This window comes from Alcanivorax nanhaiticus (genome assembly GCF_000756665.1).
In the GTDB taxonomy this organism is placed as follows: Bacteria; Pseudomonadota; Gammaproteobacteria; order Pseudomonadales; family Alcanivoracaceae; genus Alcanivorax; species Alcanivorax nanhaiticus.
In genome coordinates, this window is sequence record NZ_ARXV01000008.1 from 1 (window position 1) to 16,176 (window position 16,176).

20 protein-coding genes are annotated in these 16,176 nt (G+C 56.7%); 10 read left to right on the forward strand and 10 right to left on the reverse strand.

Annotated elements, in window-relative coordinates:
* The 4 genes from Y5S_RS10920 to Y5S_RS10935 form a co-directional block, all read left to right on the forward strand.
* Positions 1 to 285, forward strand: a 285-nt coding sequence (locus tag Y5S_RS10920) for a DUF2459 domain-containing protein (protein ID WP_156107727.1), incomplete at its 5' end; no start/stop codon positions are given.
* A gap of 45 nt (positions 286 to 330) precedes the next feature.
* Positions 331 to 660 (forward strand): ArsR/SmtB family transcription factor, encoded by a 330-nt coding sequence (locus tag Y5S_RS10925; RefSeq protein ID WP_035232988.1) that lies wholly within the window; start codon positions 331 to 333, stop codon positions 658 to 660.
* Between the two features lie 13 nt (positions 661 to 673).
* Entirely contained in the window at positions 674 to 1,204 is a 531-nt protein-coding gene (locus tag Y5S_RS10930; RefSeq protein ID WP_035232989.1) for an SRPBCC family protein, read from the forward strand.
* 46 nt (positions 1,205 to 1,250) lie between these two features.
* The gene (locus Y5S_RS10935; RefSeq protein ID WP_035232990.1) at positions 1,251 to 1,625 is read left to right on the forward strand and encodes a VOC family protein; all 375 of its coding nucleotides are present in this window, start codon (positions 1,251 to 1,253) and stop codon (positions 1,623 to 1,625) included.
* A gap of 21 nt (positions 1,626 to 1,646) precedes the next feature.
* Here the strand turns inward: Y5S_RS10935 and Y5S_RS10940 are convergent, their stop codons facing one another.
* Both Y5S_RS10940 and upp read right to left on the reverse strand, forming a co-directional pair.
* Entirely contained in the window at positions 1,647 to 2,954 is a 1,308-nt protein-coding gene (locus tag Y5S_RS10940; protein WP_052041542.1) for a uracil-xanthine permease family protein, read from the reverse strand.
* Positions 2,955 to 3,023: 69 nt separating this feature from the next.
* On the reverse strand, positions 3,024 to 3,650 hold the full coding sequence (gene upp / locus Y5S_RS10945; protein WP_035232991.1) for a uracil phosphoribosyltransferase: 627 nt from the start codon (positions 3,648 to 3,650) through the stop codon (positions 3,024 to 3,026).
* Positions 3,651 to 3,778: 128 nt separating this feature from the next.
* Here upp and Y5S_RS10950 point away from each other — a divergent pair, with 128 nt between their 5' ends.
* From Y5S_RS10950 to ppa, 3 genes are all read left to right on the forward strand, one after another.
* Positions 3,779 to 3,964: a hypothetical protein gene (locus Y5S_RS10950; RefSeq protein WP_035232992.1), complete on the forward strand. Its 186-nt coding sequence runs from the start codon at positions 3,779 to 3,781 to the stop codon at positions 3,962 to 3,964.
* Positions 3,961 to 4,326 carry a rhodanese-like domain-containing protein gene (locus Y5S_RS10955; RefSeq protein WP_035232993.1) on the forward strand — a complete coding sequence of 122 codons (366 nt, stop codon included), beginning with the start codon at positions 3,961 to 3,963 and terminating at the stop codon, positions 4,324 to 4,326. The genes Y5S_RS10950 and Y5S_RS10955 overlap by 4 nt, the downstream gene beginning before the upstream one ends.
* A 172-nt stretch (positions 4,327 to 4,498) precedes the next feature.
* Positions 4,499 to 5,032, forward strand: a complete 534-nt coding sequence (gene ppa / locus Y5S_RS10960; RefSeq protein ID WP_035232994.1) for an inorganic diphosphatase — start codon at positions 4,499 to 4,501, stop codon at positions 5,030 to 5,032.
* Between the two features lie 196 nt (positions 5,033 to 5,228).
* Here ppa and Y5S_RS10965 read toward each other — a convergent pair whose 3' ends face one another.
* Entirely contained in the window at positions 5,229 to 6,257 is a 1,029-nt protein-coding gene (locus Y5S_RS10965) for a helix-turn-helix domain-containing protein (RefSeq protein ID WP_035232995.1), read from the reverse strand.
* A gap of 112 nt (positions 6,258 to 6,369) precedes the next feature.
* On the opposite strand from Y5S_RS10965, the gene Y5S_RS10970 reads away from it, so the two are divergent.
* Complete coding sequence (locus Y5S_RS10970) at positions 6,370 to 7,233, forward strand: metal-dependent hydrolase (RefSeq protein ID WP_052041544.1); 864 nt, start codon at positions 6,370 to 6,372, stop codon at positions 7,231 to 7,233.
* 151 nt (positions 7,234 to 7,384) lie between these two features.
* Here the strand turns inward: Y5S_RS10970 and Y5S_RS10975 are convergent, their stop codons facing one another.
* Genes Y5S_RS10975 through Y5S_RS11005 form a run of 7 tightly spaced genes read right to left on the reverse strand, consistent with a single transcriptional unit; the run spans position 7,385 to position 13,292 of the window.
* Positions 7,385 to 8,392 carry a DUF2333 family protein gene (locus tag Y5S_RS10975; RefSeq protein ID WP_035232996.1) on the reverse strand — a complete coding sequence of 336 codons (1,008 nt, stop codon included), beginning with the start codon at positions 8,390 to 8,392 and terminating at the stop codon, positions 7,385 to 7,387.
* Between the two features lie 28 nt (positions 8,393 to 8,420).
* Positions 8,421 to 9,761 carry an ATP-binding protein gene (locus Y5S_RS10980; protein ID WP_035232997.1) on the reverse strand — a complete coding sequence of 447 codons (1,341 nt, stop codon included), beginning with the start codon at positions 9,759 to 9,761 and terminating at the stop codon, positions 8,421 to 8,423.
* Positions 9,758 to 10,423 carry a response regulator gene (locus Y5S_RS10985; protein ID WP_035233178.1) on the reverse strand — a complete coding sequence of 222 codons (666 nt, stop codon included), beginning with the start codon at positions 10,421 to 10,423 and terminating at the stop codon, positions 9,758 to 9,760. The genes Y5S_RS10980 and Y5S_RS10985 overlap by 4 nt, the downstream gene beginning before the upstream one ends.
* Complete coding sequence (locus Y5S_RS10990; RefSeq protein WP_052041545.1) at positions 10,404 to 11,309, reverse strand: FAD:protein FMN transferase; 906 nt, start codon at positions 11,307 to 11,309, stop codon at positions 10,404 to 10,406. The genes Y5S_RS10985 and Y5S_RS10990 overlap by 20 nt, the downstream gene beginning before the upstream one ends.
* Before the next feature lie 19 nt (positions 11,310 to 11,328).
* The gene (locus Y5S_RS10995; protein WP_035232998.1) at positions 11,329 to 12,597 is read right to left on the reverse strand and encodes a DUF3570 domain-containing protein; all 1,269 of its coding nucleotides are present in this window, start codon (positions 12,595 to 12,597) and stop codon (positions 11,329 to 11,331) included.
* A gap of 24 nt (positions 12,598 to 12,621) precedes the next feature.
* On the reverse strand, positions 12,622 to 12,849 hold the full coding sequence (locus Y5S_RS11000; RefSeq protein WP_035232999.1) for a DUF4266 domain-containing protein: 228 nt from the start codon (positions 12,847 to 12,849) through the stop codon (positions 12,622 to 12,624).
* Entirely contained in the window at positions 12,846 to 13,292 is a 447-nt protein-coding gene (locus tag Y5S_RS11005; RefSeq protein ID WP_035233000.1) for a TlpA family protein disulfide reductase, read from the reverse strand. The genes Y5S_RS11000 and Y5S_RS11005 overlap by 4 nt, the downstream gene beginning before the upstream one ends.
* A 149-nt stretch (positions 13,293 to 13,441) precedes the next feature.
* Between Y5S_RS11005 and dsbD the strand changes: the two genes are divergently transcribed.
* Positions 13,442 to 15,307, forward strand: coding sequence for a protein-disulfide reductase DsbD (gene dsbD, locus Y5S_RS11010; protein WP_035233001.1), 1,866 nt, complete (start codon positions 13,442 to 13,444; stop codon positions 15,305 to 15,307).
* Between the two features lie 419 nt (positions 15,308 to 15,726).
* Complete coding sequence (gene aroQ / locus Y5S_RS11015; RefSeq protein ID WP_035233003.1) at positions 15,727 to 16,170, forward strand: type II 3-dehydroquinate dehydratase; 444 nt, start codon at positions 15,727 to 15,729, stop codon at positions 16,168 to 16,170.
* The last annotated feature ends 6 nt before the right edge of the window (positions 16,171 to 16,176 follow it).

A 16,176-nucleotide genomic window follows, 5' to 3' on the forward strand; every position in this document is an offset into this window, starting at 1 on the left:
AAGGAGTTATTCAGAGACTCCCTAGCCTTACTCCAGGAAAGCATCGCCAACGACTTTGTGCTTTCGGAAGCCGGCCACCCACCAGAATCATCACCCGGCCTTTATGGCGACAGTCGTTTCTTTCCTGCCACCGGCACATTCTGGTTGGGTAATACCTGTAATACCTGGACGGCAAAAAAACTCTCCGCGGCCGGCATCCCGCTGCACCGCCTTACCTTCTCAGCTGGAAGTGTGCTCAGACAGCTGACCGATCAAGCCGCCTGTCAGCCCGCCATCAACAATTAAACCAAATGGTTGAATAACCCGCCGAACAAGACTATATTCAACCTCATGGTTAAATATAACGATCAACATCTCAGTGCTGTTTTTGCCGCTCTCGCCGACCCGACTCGGCGAGCCATGCTGCAGCAGCTTGAACAAGGTCCCTGCAGTGTTGGAGAACTGGCGGCCCCACATGCGATGTCGCTGGCAGGAGCCTCCAAACACGTGAGGGCACTGGAGAAAGCCGGGCTGGTCATGCGTGAGGTGCAAGGCCGCACGCACCATTGCCGACTCAATGCCGACCCTCTGGCCGAAGCCGAGGCCTGGCTGCAACGCTACCGGGTGTTCTGGAACCACAAGCTGGATGCGCTGGAACAGGCACTCAAGGATGGAGACTGACAGGAGATTCATCATGGAAACAGACGTACGATTTGCAGATGCCACCACGCTGACAGTGGAACGCACACTACCCGGCCCAATCGAACGGGTCTGGGCCTACCTGACAGAACCGGACAAGCGCGCCCGCTGGTTGGGCGGCGGCGTGTTGGGACAGTTTGTCGGCGGTGTAGTGGAAATTCATTTCCATAATCAGGATCTGTCTGAAGACATACAACCCGCCCCGGAGCAATATAAGTCCATCGAAAATCAGGCCACTCTGAGCGGCACCATCACGCGCTTCGAGCCCCCCCATGTGCTGGCTCATACCTGGGGCAACAACGAGGGAGAAGTCACCTTCGAGCTCACAGAAAATGATGGTCAGGTTCACCTGCTGCTGACTCATCGCAAGCTCCCCACAGACCAGGATACCCGTACCAGCGTCGCCAGTGGCTGGCATACTCATCTGGGCATTCTCATCGAAGAATTGAACGGTCAGGCACGTAGTGCATTCTGGCCTCGCCATACCGAGCTGGAAGCTCACTATCGCAAGACCCTGGGTGAGTAGAAAAGGCAGTAAGAAAAGGGAGGAAGCATGATTAACCGTCCAGCTCATGTTCCAGGGGCAGGCTAACAACGCCCTGGCATACTACGCCGACGCAATCGCGGGATTTGTCCTGCTCCGCAAGACCCTCTACGGTCCACACGGGCCAGGTGTGGAAGGCACGGTACAAGAAGCGGTATTTTCCATCGGCGCACAGGTGGTGCAGTGCATCGACAGCCCAGTCGCTCATGATTTCGATTTCACCCCTTCGACTTCTTTGTGTCTGACCATGGAGACACAAGAACAAGTGGGAGAAACCTTTGCCGCCCTGGCGGAGGGCGGCAAGGAGCTAATGCCATTGGATAACTACGGATTCAATCCTCTTTTCGGCTGGGTGCAGGACCGCTTCGGCGTCTCCTGGCAGCTGATGCTTGCACAACCCTAGCACGCTCTGCAGCAGGCAGGATCACCGCTGCTCTTTTTTGCCTTGAGCATGGTCCAGCAAATCGTCAACAAAGGCCTGCTCTTGGTGAAGGTCATCCGCTGAGTCCGGCGCGGCCGGCAGCACCTGGTTGAGGATCACCGCCACCAGCCCACACAGGCTGATGCCCTGCAGGGTGAATTCGCCGTTACCCACCACCATGCCACCAATCCCGAAGATTAGCGTTACCGCCACGATCACCAGATTACGCTGGGCGTGAAGATCCACCTGCGCCTTGATCAGGGTATTCATGCCCACGCTGGCAATGGAGCCAAACATGAGAATCAGGATGCCGCCCATCACAGGAGTCGGGATACTCTGTAAAAGCTGACCAAACTTGCCGATGAATGCCAGACCGATAGCGAAGATCGCCGTCCAGGTCATCACGACCGGGTTAAACACTCGGGTCAGCATGACCGCACCGGTCACTTCCGAATAGGTGGTATTCGGCGGCCCACCGAATAAGGCTGCGACCATGCTCGCGACCCCATCCCCCGTCAGGGTACGGTGCAACCCGGGCTTGCGAATATAGTCCTTGCCGGTGACATTGCTGATCGCCAACACATCACCCACATGCTCGATGGCCGGAGCCAGCGCTACCGGCACCATGAACAGGATGGCCGGCCAGTAAAACGTCGGAGCGATAAAGGCCGGCACTTCCAGCCAGCTCGACTGACTCACCGTTGTGAAGTCCACCATGCCCATGGCCAGCGCCGTGAGATACCCCACCAGCACACCACACAGAATCGGCAGCAGCCGGAACAGACCGTGTCCCAGCGTCGCCACCAGCAAGGTCGTCAGCATGGCCACCATGGAGACCAGCAAGGCATTGGCGTAGGGGAACATCTGCATTTCCCCGTTACCATCCAGCCCCATGGCGAAATTCACTGCGGTAGGCGCCAGGCTCAGCCCGATGACCATGATGATAGGCCCGGTCACCACCGGCGGCATCAGACGATGCAGAAAACCGGGACCGCGCCATTTCACCAGCGCCCCCAGCACCACATAAACAATGGCCGTGCAGAACAGAGCGCCCATGGTGGCCGGCACGCCCCACTGCTTGATGCCATGGGAGATCGGTGCAACAAACACGAAAGATGAAGCCAGAAAAACGGGGATAGAACGACGGGTGATCCACTGAAACAATAGCGTGCCCAGCCCAGCCGTAAACAGGGCCACACTGGGATCCAGTCCCGTCAGCAGAGGCATCAGCACCATGGCACCAAACGCCACAAACAGCATCTGCGCGCCAATCAGGATGATTTTCCAGTTCCAGAATCCCGGCTGATTCATGCTAAGCGTTCCTCTTGTCGATTGCTGTAGCGGCCATGAAGGGAGCGAGCTCACCCCCGGGTTACCAAACTAACGCGTACCGAAAATCTTGTCTCCGGCATCGCCCAGGCCCGGCACGATGTAGCCATCCGAGTTCAGCCCCTGGTCCACGGAAGCGGTATAAATATCCACATCGGGATGCAAGGCCTGCACCTTCTCGATTCCCTCCGGAGCCGCCACCAGCACCAGCGCACGAATCTGCTGGCAGCCCGCTTTCTTGAGCATGTCTATACAGGCTACCAGTGACCCCCCGGTAGCCAGCATGGGATCAATCACCAGCGCCAGACGCTCATCGATGTCATGGGCCAGCTTTTCAAAATAGGCCACCGGCTCCAGGGTTTGCTCATCTCGATACACACCTACAACGCTCACTTTGGCGCTGGGAATCAGTTCAAGCACGCCGTCGAGCATGCCGATCCCGGCACGTAAAATCGGCACCACCGTCACTTTCTTTCCCTTGATGCGCTGCGCGGCAGCAGGCCCCATCCAGGTCTCAACCTGGTAATCCTCCAATTCCAGATCACCAGTGGCTTCATAGGTCAGCAGACTACCAATCTCGGCAGTCAGCTGGCGGAAACTGCGGGTACTCAGACTCTGCTGCCGGAGCAGCCCCAGCTTGTGTTTGACCAGAGGATGGCGGACTTCATGGATCGACATGGCAGATCTCCTTGCAGGCGGGGGAAACCGATACTCATTGTGCCCGTTACACAGGAAAAGTCATCGCCTGACTGTTAACCCCTCATGGGAACTGCTACTTTCAGGACAAACAACAACAAGGAAAGAGCGTGACCCATTCCCTTGCCGACATGAGCAGAAAAGAGTTTGTATATGAGTGTGCCAGCCGTGCGCTGGCGGCAAGCTTCTCAAACCCCACGGCCAAGCCGTCTATCGCCAGCATGGTGCGGGATGCCGACAAGCTGTGGGAGGAACTTCAGGAATGGGACAACGCCCGACAGGAGTCACCGCTATGAAAATTCTGATCTCTTCCCTGCTGCTGGTGCTCAGCATGCTGAGCTCTCCCCTCTGGGCTGCAGACAGCATCACGGTAGAACAGCTGAAGCAGGAAATGGCCAGCAACAAGGCCCCGATTATCATCGATGTACGCGATGAGGATGAGTATCTGGCAGGCCACATCCCCGGGGCCATCATGGTCCCGGCCAAGAATGTGGAACATCACCTGGACATGCTGGACCAGTACAAGAAAGACGAAATCGTCCTGTACTGCGTGTCGGGCCGGCGGGCCAGCGCAGCGGCTACCGCCCTGGAGAACGCGGGGTTCAAGAAGGTACGCCTGCTGGAAGGCAATTACCCAGGCTGGCAAGCGGCCCAATAATCACATAACCGCATAATTCTCTGCAGAAAAGGTGCCCTCACGGGCACCCTTCCCCACCCAGAATAAGCTTATTCCTATTCTTTCCCCTGTTACGACCTTCGCCCATTAGCCGCGAGGCCTTGCCGTTGCTATAATCCGCGCCCACCACCAACCCTGTTGAGAAGGACAGACCATGGATTTTGATAAGGTTCCCGCCGGGAAAGACGTCCCTAACGATATCTACGTGGCCATCGAGATCCCGGCCAATGCCAGCCCGATCAAGTACGAGATCGACAAGGACAGCCACGCCATCTTCGTGGACCGCTTCATGGCGACCCCCATGTTCTATCCGGCCAACTACGGCTACATCCCCAACACCCTGTCTGAAGACGGCGACCCGCTGGACGTTCTGGTTGTAACCCCTTACCCGGTGGTTCCCGGTTCTGTGATCCGCTGCCGCCCGGTTGGCATCCTGAATATGACCGACGAAGCCGGTAAAGATGCCAAACTGGTTGCCGTACCGCACAGCAAGCTGACCAAGTCCTACGACAACGTGCAGGACATCAATGACCTGCCCGAGCTGCTGCTGGCCCAGATCAAGCACTTCTTCGAGAACTACAAGGATCTCGAAGCGGGCAAATGGGTGAAGGTAGACGGCTGGGATGGCGTTGAAGCCGCCAAGGCCGAGATCCTGAAGTCTGTTGAAGCCTTCGAAAACGGCAAATAAGACTTCGTCCAACCGGCAAGCCATTGCCGGTTATTAAAAAGGCCGCACCCGGCATCGGGCGCGGCCTTTTTTGTTGGCGAAGTCAGGCGAGTTTCGAGTTTCGAGTTTCGAGTTTCGAGTTTCGAAAAGCAAAATCCAAAGCACCTCACAACGGAAGAGGTTTGCTCTTCGCAACTCGAAACTCGTTTCTGCGGTGCTAATGCTGCTCCCGATACCCCTTCGGCGTTAGCCCACTCCAGCGTTTGAAGGCCTTGGAAAAGTTGGCCACATCGCTGTATCCCAACGAGTAAGCCACCTCACTGATACTGTTTTCCGGGTTGGCGAGTAATCGCTCGGCCTGCCGGTAACGCTCCTCATCCTGCAACTGCCGATAGCTGAGTCCCGCTTGCTGCAAATGCCGTTTCAGCGTCCGGGCTGACACAGCAAGCCGATCCGCCATTGCCTCCAGAGAAGGCAAGGGAGCCTGGTGATCCTGAAGGGCAGACCGGATACGCTCTGCCATGACCCCTTCTTCCTCTGTACGCCACTGGCGAAACTGCATCTCGCACTGCTCACGGGCAATGGCAGCCACCTGAGGATCAGCCAGCCTTGGACGCGCCGCCAGCGCCGACACCGGGAACACCAGCGCATCTTCCGACTGATCGAACAACACCGGCACCCCCACATCCTTTTTCAGTGCCGATAACCAGGCAGGTGCCGCTCCCTGACGGTGAATCAGAGTCCCTTCCGGCAGCGCCTCAAGAAGCTGCTCTACCATGAACGCCAGCCCAACCAACATAGCCTCGATGATAAAGTCGTGGGCAATACCCAGGGGACGAGTACTGCGCAACTGCAGATGAGCCCATCCGTCCCTTCTGACCTGGTGAATCTCCAGAAACGGCGCCCTCAGCCCCAGAAACCGGCAGGCAGCCTCCAACGCATCCTGGGCACTGGCGCTGGACAAGGCGAGCAACCCCACCGGGCCATGCAGGGTAATGCTCATGGCGCGGGCATAACGGAACCCCAAGCCGCGGTCGCCGACCATCTCCACGCCCCGCTCTGCCACCGTCTGGGCAAGGGACATGGAGACTCGCCGATCTACCGCCAGCAGCTCATCACGGCTTACCCCCAAGCCCGCCAGCAATGCCGGAGCATCAAGCTTCAGGGACACCAACAAATCATACAGCAGCACGACATAGATGCCCGGAACACCGGTATTTCCCCAGGGGCGGCCCGAACTCACCATTTGTTGGCCCTCCACAACAAGACCTTTGACTGCAAGACACCGCATAGTAGTTGTCATTGAGCAATGTCATCAATCCTCAATGCAGGATTGACCCTTCATGCCAGGAGACATCATGAAGCTTTCGCTGACAAAAAAACAAAAGGCCCCAGTGGTGCCCATTACCCCACGCCGCATGGGGTTCTCTTTCGATGGCATCAAGCACGATGATTACTGGTTTGATAACGATCCGGTTCTCACCCACTTGTTGAACATCCTGTCACTGACCTTCCCGGATGGCGAACGTTTCTTTGTAGACTCCGTTCGTGCCCTGAGAGATCAGGTGCAAGACAAGGAGCGGCAGAAAGACATTTCCGGCTTTATCGGCCAGGAAGCCATGCACTCACTGGAACACCAGGCATTCAACGACCTGATCGCTGACGGTAAATACGATGACATCGTCGGCAAGGCACTGGCCGTCACCAACAAACTGTTGGCGGGCGCCCGTAAGCACATGAGCAAACGCCAGCAACTGGCTGCGACCGCTGGCCTGGAGCACTTCACAGCCATCCTCGCTGATGCCATCCTGCGTCGCCCGGACCTGATCAATAAAATGGACCCGGCGGTACGCGACTTGTGGGTATGGCATGCCATCGAGGAAACCGAGCACAAGGCGGTAGCCTACGATCTCTATAAAGACGTCAACGGCAATTACCTGGAACGTCAGCGCCTGTTCCTTTCCAGCACCGCTTACCTGATCGGCTTCTCCAGCTACTTCACCTGGCAGATGCTCAAGCGCGACAACGTGCACAAGAAACCTCTGACGCTAGCCAAGGGTCTATGGAAAGGTTTTGGCTACCGAGGTGTGATCAGCAGCATCGTCCCAGCCTGGTTCTCCTACCTGAAACCCGGCTTCCATCCCTGGGACGATGACAACAGCGCACTGATCGAAGAATGGCGTTCGAGTTTGCCGAAACCGAAGGGGAAGAACGCGGCGTGAGTTCAGTGAACAGTTAACAGTGAATAGTGAACAGCGTCGCGAGCCAGGTTTTTTAAAGGTTTAAAACGCAAGAGGCCGCGCCCAGGGTTGGGCGCGGCCTCTTTGTTTTGGAAAACAGCAGGCGCTGGACGCGCAACTGTTCACTGAAGTCCTAGCCTTCCTGCAACAGCTTCCGCAAATCGATAAGCGCTGCGTTGGCCCGCGACACATAGTTCGCCATCACCAGAGAATGGTTGGCGAGCATGCCGAAACCATCACCGTTGAGGATCATCGGGCTCCACACGGTTTCCTGGGTGGCTTCCAGTTCACGTACCATCTGACGGAAGCTGACGGTGGCGTTTTTCTTGCGCAGCACCTCGGCAAAATCCACCTCGGCGGCACGCATCAACTGAGCCAGCGCCCAGGTGGCACCGCGAGCCTCGTAGAAGGCATCATCAATTTTCAGCCAGGGGGTCTTCACGAATTCTTCGTCTTCAGCCGCCTTGGCTGCGGCCAGCGCCCCGTCCCTGTCCACATTCAGCTGGCTACGGCCAACGCTTTGGCTCAACTTCAGACTCAGAGAACCGAGTCGGTTCTGCACTTCATTGAGCCAGTAGTTCAGGTTGTCTGCACGGGCATAAAACTGACCGTCGTTTTCGTTGGCATCCGTTAACCGGTCCAGATAGCGCTCCAGCGCCTTGATACCTCGTCGGTACTCGCTTTCCGTGGCGGGCATGGCCCAGCTTTTTGCATCAAAGTTGAATTGCGGCTCTGCAATCGCCAGATCTTTGTCTTCCTGGCTTTGAGACTGAGAACGGCTCATGTCACGACGCAGCACACGGGTAAAATCCCGAACCTGCACCAGCACGCCATACTCCCAGTTGGGCATGTTATCCAGCCACAAGCGGTGCGGCAGCACATCATTGCTCAGATAACCGCCAGGCTTTGCCAGCAGCGTATCCGCCACGAAGATCAATTCCCGGGTAGTGGTTTCACCAACAACCGCGTCGGGGCGGGCCGTGACACCCCGCAGCTCAGGCTCCTGACTCCAGTACCAGCCAAGCAAGACGTCGACCAGAAGCAACAACGCCAGCAGCCAGACAATCCCTTTCCAGATACGATTATTGCGTGGATCCAGCATGGCGTCCCCGACCCGTTCGCTGAATTTATCGTTTGTCATGATCACTCCCAAGATCGTCTTACCGCTACTATAGCCCACCTTTTTCCGTTGCGGCGGGGAGTAACACGATAGCAGCTGCTGGCGTTGGATCACACTGTTTACGATAGTTCAGACTGCCCCCGTAAAGCGCCAGAATGCCATTGACGATGGACAACCCCAGTCCCGCCCCATCGGCATCCGAATGCCCACGACTAAAGCGTTCGCTGAAACGTTGCCGCTGCTCAGGGCTTAATCCTTCGCCATCATCACTGACTTCAAGGCGAATCTGCTCTCCCTGCGGTTCCGCAGTCACCCGAATGATACCGGGGGGGGCATAACGGCACGCGTTATCGATGAGGTTACGCAGCACAAGTTGCAACGCCTCTTCAGGCATCCCGACCCAAAGGGAGTCCGCAAGGTCAAGCTCCAGCTGCTGCTGAAAGCGATCCGCTATTGGTACCAACCCGGCGAGCGTCTCCCGCGCAACACGCAGAACGTCCGCGCTCACACCCTCTTCCGGCACGCTTTTGGCTGGATCCAGCCGCGCCAACACCAGCAGCTGCTCCAGCATGCGCTCAGCCCGGCCCACCCCCTCAAGCAGCCCCTGCAGGGAAGCCTCCTGTTGCTGGGGATCAGTCAGCGAGCGAGCATTGTCCGCATGCAACCGCAAGACCATCAGTAAGGTACGCAGTTCATGGGCCGCATCGGCAGTAAAGCGCTTTTCCCGCTCGATACCGGCTTCAAGACGCTGCAAAAGCGCATTGATCGCCGCTTTGACGGGTTCCAGTTCGCGCACCGGCTTACTACCACTGAGCGGCGTGAGGTTATCCGGTGAACGCTGACTAACCGACCGCACCAGGTCTGACAACGGCGACAACCCGAGACGAATGGCCAACCACACCAACAGCATCACGAAAGGTACACTGATCAGATAAGGTGCCAACAGGGAACCGGCCACATTCTTGACCATGGAATGGCGGGCATAATCGCTTTCCGCCAGAATCAACCAACGCTGATTCGACAACGGCAGCGAGTAGGCATGCCACCCTTTGCTTTCTTCATAGTGAGGGCGGTCACTCAAGGCAATAAGCGGTGCAGCGGGGCTACCTTCACTGGCAGAAACCAGTTTACCGTTCTGCCAGAGCTGATAGATAAAGTAGCGTAAATAACGGGATTCCTGTGCATCCAGCGCCGACAGAGAGGCATCCGGTGGATAACCATCCTGCCAGAACCCGGCCAGCAGGTGGGCGCTCTGCACCAGCTCCGCATCGTATTGCTCATCCAGTTCATGGTAAATGGTGCGGTAGGTCAGAAACGCAAGCAGCAGCCCGCCACCGATGATGACCAGTAATAACGAGCCGACCAGAAAACGACGAATGGAAAACGTCATTCCATTTCTCCGCTAAGGCTGTAACCCACTCCCCGCACGGTACGAATCAAGCCACTGCCAAGCTTTTTACGCAGGTGATGGATGTGCACCTCCAGCGCATTACTTTCCACATCCTCATTCCAGCCATACAAGCCTTGCTCCAGCTGATCACGGGTCAGCACCCGACCACGGTGACGAACCAGCTGCAGCAGTACGCCCATCTCCCGCCGGGAAAGACTCACCGGTTCGCCATTACGGCTGACCGTAAAACGCTCCGGGTCGATGGCCAGTTCACCGAGCTGTACTACTTCTGTGCCAGGCGTCTCCCGACGACGCAAACGTGCGCGCACTCTGGCAATCAGCTCTGCTGCCGAGAAGGGTTTCACCAGATAATCATCCGCTCCGCCATCCAGTCCTGATATGCGATCTTCCAACGCATCCCTGGCGCTGATGATGATGACAGGAATCTGCTTGTCCTTTTGACGAAGCAATTTTAACGCGGCCATGCCATCCAGCCCCGGCAGACCAAGATCCAGCAGCACCAGTTCAAAACCGCCATCCTGCAATGCAGGCATCACCAGGTCACCACGGTCGATACAATCCACGGTATACCCTTCTGCGCGGAGTGCACGCTGCAAGCCATCCGCCAACAGGTCATCATCTTCAACCAATAGCAGGCGCATCATCCCCCCATTGAATCCAGTAATGCACACCAGCCTCCTGCAACAGATTTTCAGCCGCTTCGCCCTGCAACAGTGCCAGAGTGGATAGCAATCCTGCCTGAGTGCACTGCTGGCCGAACACCGTGACTGCGCGCGGGGCGTTCGCCACAGGCCATCCACTACGCGGGTCCAACACATGGCTGTAGCGAATGCCATCGCGGAGCAGGAAACGGCGGCTGTCACCACTGGTCGCCAATGCACCGGAGGTAAACTGCAACTGTCCCACCATGGGGCGAGCCGTCCCCTCCATGCCTACCTGCCAAGGGGTGCTGGCAGCACGAGCTACCAGATCACCACCAAAATTCACCAGCAGGTCAGCATCAGAAAGCTTGCCGGCCAATTGAAACGCGCTGTCCACAGCGTACTCCTTGCCAATGCCTCCCAGATCCAACTCCATGCCTTTTTGCAGGCGTATCTTGCCAGCCTCACGCTCAACCTTGCCCCACCCTACCAGCGGCAATAACGCTTCCACCTGCCCGGATTCAGGAATCTGGTCCGAGCCATCAAAGCGCCAGGCGCGTCGCAATACTCCGGAAGTGATATCGAAGGCTCCATCACTGAGTTGCCAGCAGTGCTCGGCAAAGTCCAGCAAGCGCACAGTTTCTTCATCGACAGCCACCCACTGTTCGTCACCGGCATTGATGGCGGCGAGCAGGTTGTCATCGCGATAACGGGAGAACTTCTTTTCGATTCGCCAGGCTTCCTGCGCCACACATTCCGCCATTTCGCGAGCCAGCCCTTCGCTCACTCCTCGCACCAGGCATTCGCAAGGGCTGGCCATGGCAGCAAAACGGCCCCGCCAAAGGGGGCCGTCCTGCTCCAAGGTAAGTTCTCTGCCCTGTTTCATCCTGGCTCCATTACAACGGTTACCAGTAGAAGGTATACCCGACCTGTGTGATCAACGCATCCAGTTCTGAGGCGTCACTGTCTCCACTCTGGGTAAAGCTTTCCACCCTCAGACTCAATTGCTGGTTGTTGGCCCACTGCTTGCCCACCTTGAAACCGTAGGTAGTGTCGGTGAGGTTGCCTAGCCGGTAATCTGCAGAGACATCATCCTGGGCGCTCTGCAAAGCGGTCAATTCCGAGGTGGTGATCGACTCCTTGTAGAAGTCCGCTTCACTCTGCTCATACCAGCGCACATGGGGCTGCAGATACCAGCCATTGGCAAACTGGAAACGGTACCTCACATCCAGCGTATGGGAGGTAATCCCCCAGTCGTCAGACATGAAGCGATACCCAACCGCCAACACATCACGATTAAAGTGGTAACGGTTCTCCCAGTAGAGCGCATTCCTGGTTCGTGAGTCCGGACGCAACTCAAAGATCTGCGCATCCCCGGGACCAATATTGGTGGCACCGAAACCTTCTGCTTCAAGAGGATCACCATTGGCATCCACCACTGTCACCACTTTATAGGGATCGGTGTGGTAACCATCCGAAACAGACAGGTTGTAGTTGAACTGCATGATCCAGCGATGGTTGATCACCTGGGTGACACCGAACAGAAAGTCATTGATGGAGCGATCTTCACTGCCGTCAGTCTTGACCTCATCGCTCTGGAAAGTAAGCCCCTCCGGCGCACCGCCCACCGGGTCAATAGTGTCCGATTCATGGGCCAGTCCAAAGGTCAGCGTGGTGTTCTTGTTGTTCAGGTCCCACAGCAAACCTGCATTCAGGCCCAGAGAAGTAAAGTCATACTCATTGGAGAAGTTCAGACCACCGGTCCAGCGCAGGGTACGACTAAAGGGGCGGGTGTACTGCACATTGGCAGCCACACGGGTGTCTTTGAAGGCATCATCCAGCGGCACTTCGTTGGTCACCTCATAGGTGCTGCCTCCCGAGGGGGAGGTAAACGTTTGCGGTTTGTCAGAGGTGATAGCGCCATTATGGGAAGCCCCTGTCAGGGTATCCAGAGTGAGCTTCAGCTCCAGTTCGCTTTCGTCCTGGAACTGCTTCTTGCCGCGTACCACTGGCTCCACAGCGGTAACTCGGTCCTGCTCACTGTAGTAAAGCACTGCAGAATCAAACTGCCAGGCATCTGCGGCATCCTGAGCCAGGGCCGGCTGGCCCAACAGGGAGCAGGTCGCCGCTGCGAGACCCGCACCAATCTTTTTTCCGTCCAGTGTTTTTTTCATGGTTTATACCTCAATTACCGCCCCTCAGTTACAACCACAGCCGCCACCACCAAAGCCCCGCCCACCACTGGACGCTTCCTTGCTGAAATAAATATGGTCGTCCAGTGCGTCATCGAGACCATCCGCGGCTCCAGGCGTCATCACCGGCTTGGCTAACAGGTCACGCTCCCACGGTTGCACCCCCAGATTCTGGCATCCGGTCAGAGCCCCGAGGACCGTCAGGGCGACAACAAACCCCATTCGTCTTTTCATTGCTGCACCTCCAGTAACCGTACGATTTCCTGTTCATAATCCTCTTTGTGCTTTTCGGCGAAGCCGATATGCCGGGACAACTCCCGTCCCTGGGCATCAAGCAATACCGAGCTAGGCATGCCCTGCAGCGCATAACGGGTGGCTAACTGCCCATCCGGATCGAAAACCAACGGAAATGTGGCTGGGTAAGCATCGAGAAACCGCTGGGCATCGGCTTTCTGCGGGTCTACATTGACGCCGACAACGGTGAACCCCTTGTCGCCATATTTGGCTTGCATGTGATTCAACCAGGGAAAGGAACGACGACAAGGCCCGCACCAGCTGGCCCAGAAGTCCACATAAATGACTTTTGCGTCCGCCACCTGCTCTTGGGAAAATGGCAGATCACCGGCCTGGGCCAGCCAGGGAATGGCCAGCAGAACGAGTACCCGTAGAAAGCGCATGTGGTTCTCCTTGTATAGAGAACACAGCTTCCTACGGGTGCCTTAAAGCAACCTTAAGGCGTCGTTAATAAATCGCCCTGAAACTTATCAGCCATATTGGCATCGAAAGGGTGCCGCACATTTTGCGATCGGGGTTTGAGGAGAAGGCAATGCACATCACCTGGCAACGACTGGGGCTCGCACTGACATTATTACTGGCATGGTCTTCCACCCTTGCCCAGGATCTGTTTGGCGAGGAACGCCTGCCCACCGTGGATGAGGCGATTCAACTGGTTGTCGACGCGGACTGGGACAATCAGACGTTACTGCTGGATTTTGAGCTGATTGATGATGTCTATCTGTATCAACACCGTTTTGGTTTCACCCTGAAAGACACCAACGGCAACGTACTGGAAGCGTTCGACAACATCACCCTGCCTGAAGGCAAACCCAAGACAGACGAGATCTTCGGGGATGTCATTGTTTACTTCCATAATGTTCGATTAAACCTGCCGGTAAACAGTGTCCCCCTGGTGGATACCCTACTGGAAGTGCGTTACCAGGGGTGCATAGAAGACACCCTCTGCTACCCACCGACCAAAAAAGTGTTCGACTTCAGCAGCCCGCAACCAACAAAAAAGTCTCCGGCCGCAGCAGCGGCCACTCCAGCTGATGGTGATAGCGGTTTTCTGAACACTCTCACTTCCGAAGACGCCAACGCCTTTAACCAATGGATGGAGAACCAGTCCATAGGTTTAATCATTGGTCTTTTCTTCGTTGGCGGCCTGCTGCTGGCCTTTACTCCCTGTGTCTTCCCGATGGTTCCCATCCTGTCCGGTATCATTGCCGGCGAGGATAACCCCAGTGCCAGCCGTGGTTTTGTTCTGAGCAGTGCCTATGTGCTCGGGGTAGCCATCCCCTACACCCTTGCCGGCCTGCTGGTGGCATTGTTCGGTGCAGGGCTCAATCTGCAATTCCTGTTGCAGCAGCCAGCAGCAATTATCGCCTCAGCGGTGATTTTTGTGGCTCTGGCCCTATCCATGTTCGGGCTTTATGAACTTCAGCTACCGCATTTCCTTCGCGACAAACTGCATCAACCCGGCGCAGCGAAACGCGGCAGCCTGATCGGGGCAGCACTCATGGGAGCGATCTCCGCGCTGGTAGTATCTCCCTGCGTCACCCCCATTCTTGCTGGAGCCCTGATTTATGTGGCGGCCAGTGGTGATGCTTTCACCGGAGCAGCCTCCCTGTTTGCGCTATCCATCGGCATGGGCGTTCCCCTCATCATTGCCGGTACTGGCGGAGGCAGTCTGCTGCCTAAAGCCGGTCACTGGATGGATGAGATCAAGCGTTTCTTTGGTGTGGTGATGCTGGGCGTGGCCATCTGGCTGCTGGATCGCATCATCAGCGACACCATTACTCTCGGCCTTTACGGATTACTGTTGGCCATTTACGGCGTACAACTGGGCGCACTGGAGTCCGCAGGAGAAGGGTTTGCCCGTCTCAAGCGCGGCATCGCTCTGGTACTGGCACTGTATGGCTCAGTAATGATCGTTGGTGCCCTTAGTGGCGGTAGTGATCCACTGCAACCTCTGCAACCGCTCACCCGGGAATCGTCAGCAGGCCAGCCCCAATCCATCAGCCCGCCAGCACAACAAAGCCATGGCCCCTGGCAGACCCTGGTCGGTAAAGCCTCGCTGGAACAGGCATTGGCCTCCTCCCGTCAGGCAGGCAAACCCGTGCTGGTGGATTTCTTTGCTGAATGGTGTGTGGCCTGCAAGGTGCTGGAGGAAACCACCCTCAGCAACCAGGCGGTACTCACCCAGATGCAAGGCTTTGACCTCTACCGGGTAGATATCACCGAGATCAACGCAGACAGCCAGGCCATCATGGCGCAGTACAATATCCTTGGCCTGCCGGCGCTGGTGTTCTTTACTCCCACCAGCACAGAGATCCCAAAATCACGAGTACTCGGCGAAATGGGCCCCGAGCGCTTTATCGAACACCTCAACGCCAGGGTCATGCCGCACCTTTAAGACGGCAACAAGGAAAGAAGCGAGTTTCGAGTGACGCGTTGCGAACAGCCAAACCCAAAACCAGTCCGGAATCGCCCGGTTATGCCTTTTGAGACTCGCTACTCGTCACTCGCCGCGGCTTCCGTCAACCCCCGCGGTATCGCAGGCCGCCCGCATGGCAGGAAACTCCTGCAGCCGCTTTTAATACGCGCAACCAGGGCCGCCCCGTCTCTCGCCTTGCAGCTCGCCCCCCTAAACAAAAAACGTGAAACAGTACCGATTTCCCGACATCTTCCGGTAACTTGTAACGAATGTTGTAAACCCCTTTTCTCCCCCTCTATTTCCACCTAGTATTGCATGGGTGCAAGAAAGCATCGGTGTAACTGTGTTTTTCCTGCACGTTCACAACAAATAACGACACTTTCCCAGGGAGACCCGTTTTGGCGTCCATTCTGGTCTTACATGGCCCCAATCTGAACCTGCTCGGCACCCGCGAGCCGGAAAAGTACGGGCATACCACCCTGGCCGACATCAACCAGCAATTGCAGGAGCAAGCCAGCCAGGCCGGCCATCACCTGCAACACCTGCAAAGCAACGCAGAATATGAACTGATTGAGCGGATTCACGATGCCCGAACAGAAGGCATCGATTTCATTCTGATCAACCCGGCAGCATTCACGCACACCAGCGTTGCCCTGCGTGACGCCCTGCTGGCCGTAGCAATCCCCTTTATTGAGGTGCACCTGTCCAATGTGCATGCCCGGGAAAGCTTTCGTCACCACTCCTATTTTTCCGATATCGCGCGCGGCGTGATCTGCGGCCTTGGTGCCACGGGTTACCAACTGGCATTGACCGCCGCCCTTGAACAACTAGCCCCCGAATAACTGGAT